The 1,926-nt window shown below is 72.4% G+C and carries 3 protein-coding genes; 2 read left to right on the top strand and 1 reads right to left on the bottom strand.

Annotation, left to right across the window (positions count from 1 at the left end; translation table 11 throughout):
- Positions 1–384 (top strand): hypothetical protein (locus D8M29_RS11605; protein ID WP_127445999.1); only part of this gene is annotated, 384 nt, incomplete at its 5' end.
- A 67-nt stretch (positions 385–451) separates the two neighbouring features.
- Here D8M29_RS11605 and D8M29_RS11600 read toward each other — a convergent pair.
- Positions 452–823, bottom strand: a complete 372-nt coding sequence (locus D8M29_RS11600; protein ID WP_036313345.1) for a DUF1844 domain-containing protein — start codon at positions 821–823, stop codon at positions 452–454.
- Positions 824–1,151: 328 nt separating this feature from the next.
- On the opposite strand from D8M29_RS11600, the gene infC reads away from it, so the two are divergent.
- On the top strand, positions 1,152–1,926 hold a 775-nt coding region (infC, locus tag D8M29_RS11595), incomplete at its 3' end, for a translation initiation factor IF-3 (RefSeq protein WP_238693406.1).

Genomic DNA, 1,926 nt, shown 5'->3' with positions numbered 1-1,926 from the left:
CCGGTGGCCGTCCTCGTGGTCGCCGCGGCGCTCGTGGTCGAGGCGGGCGCGCTCCTCTGGCTCGCCGTGGACGCGGTGGTGCATGCGGCGGACGGGGTGCTCCCGGCCGGCGCCCGCGTGATGCTGATCGTCATCTACGCGCTGCTCGCCCTGTGGATCATCGCGACCTCCGTCGCCCTGCTGCGCGGTCGGGCGTGGAGCCGCGGCGCCGCCGTCGCGATCCAGCTCTTCGGTGTGCTCCTGTCCTCGTGGCTCTTCAGCGTGGACGCCGCCGCTCTGGGTGGGCCGCTGCTCGCGGTCTCCGGCGTCGCGCTGCTCACCCTCTTCACGACGCCGGTCACCCGGCATCTCACCCCCGCCCCGGAGGCCTCGACGGACGCCTGAGCCCCGCCCCGACGACGACGGCGCGCCCCCGGCCAGGGGCGCGCCGTCGTCGTCATCGGGGCCGTGGTCAGTTCACCGGGCCGGTGAACTTCTCGCCGGGGCCCTTGCCCGGGGCGTCCGGGAACGGGGAGGCCTCACGGAACGCCAGCTGCAGCGAGCGCAGCCCGTCGCGCAGCGGTCCGGCGTGCTGGCTGCCGATCTCGGGGGCCGCGGCCGTGACCAGCCCGGCGAGGGCCGTGATGAGCTTGCGGGCCTCGTCGAGATCGATGAGCTCGCGGGCGTCGGGGGAGTCGGCCAGGCCGCACTTGACGGCGGCGGCGGTCATCAGGTGCACGGCGGTGGTCGTGATGACCTCGACGGCGGGGACCTCGTGGATGTCGCGGATCTCGGCGGGGGCGTCCATGGGGGTGGCGTCCTGGGCCTGACGTTCGTCTGTCATGGTGGTAAGCTTCCCATAGACCACTCGTGGTCCGCGCACGACCTCGTCATCCGGTGACCCCGGGGCGGGCATGCACGGGCCAGGAGCAGCAAAGTGGAGGCCTCTCTCCCACCCGCGTCAGCAGGATGTCCGGTTCGCCCCGGGCCGAGTTGCCGGGTCGCCGGTCGGGACCGCCGCGTCGTGGCGCGCAGCCCGCACCGAGGGTCCCGTCCGACGGGATCGTGTCGAGGCCTCCGTCTGCGTCCGCGCAGGGGAGGCCTTCCTCGTTTCCGAGGGCCCCTCCGGTGGGCGCGGGGTCACCCGTCGTCTCACACAGAGGAGTACCACCATCAGCGATCCCCGCATCAACGAGCGTATCCGCGTTCCGGAAGTCCGCCTGGTCGGCCCGAACGGCGAACAGGTCGGCATCGTCCGCGTCGAGGACGCCCTCCGGCTCGCCGCCGAGGCGGACCTGGATCTCGTGGAGGTGGCCCCCACGGCCAAGCCTCCGGTGTGCAAGCTGATGGATTTCGGCAAGTACAAGTACGAGGCCGCGGTGAAGGCCCGTGAGTCGCGCAAGAACCAGGTGAACACGGTCCTCAAGGAGGTCCGCTTCCGCCTGAAGATCGACAAGCACGACTACGAGACCAAGACCGGCCACGCCAAGAAGTTCCTGAGCCAGGGCGACAAGGTCAAGGCCATCATCCAGTTCCGCGGCCGTGAGCAGCAGCGTCCCGAACTCGGCATCAAGCTGCTGCAGCAGTTCGCCGAGGACGTCGCCGAGCTGGGCACCGTCGAGTCGCAGCCGCGCCAGGACGGCCGCAACATGGTGATGGTGGTCGGCCCGCTGCGCACCAAGGCCGATGCGCGGGCGGACCAGCGCAAGAACTCGGCCGAGAGCCACCGCGAGCGTCAGGGCGGCGGTTCGCGTCGCGACCAGGCCGCCCGCGAGGCCAAGGAGCGCGCCGCGCAGAAGGCGGCGTCCGACTCCGCCCCGGTGCGGAATTCGGTCGGGGACGCGTTCCCCGAGCAGCTGAAGGCCATGGCCGCCCGGACGCAGGAGAACGCCTCCGCGGCCCCGGCCGAGACGACGCAGGCGCCGAAGACCCCGGCCCCGGCGGCTC

The sequence above is a fragment of the Micrococcus sp. HSID17227 genome (assembly GCF_003989405.1).
Classification (GTDB): domain Bacteria; phylum Actinomycetota; class Actinomycetes; order Actinomycetales; family Micrococcaceae; genus Micrococcus; species Micrococcus luteus.
Note: the sequence above shows the minus strand (reverse complement) of the source record. Positions and strands in the feature narration are given on the sequence as shown.

Coding starts and splice junctions, on each gene's coding strand:
- D8M29_RS11600 (WP_036313345.1), bottom strand. CDS start 823: ATGACAGACGAACGTCAGGCCCAGGACGCCACCCCCATGGACGCCCCC.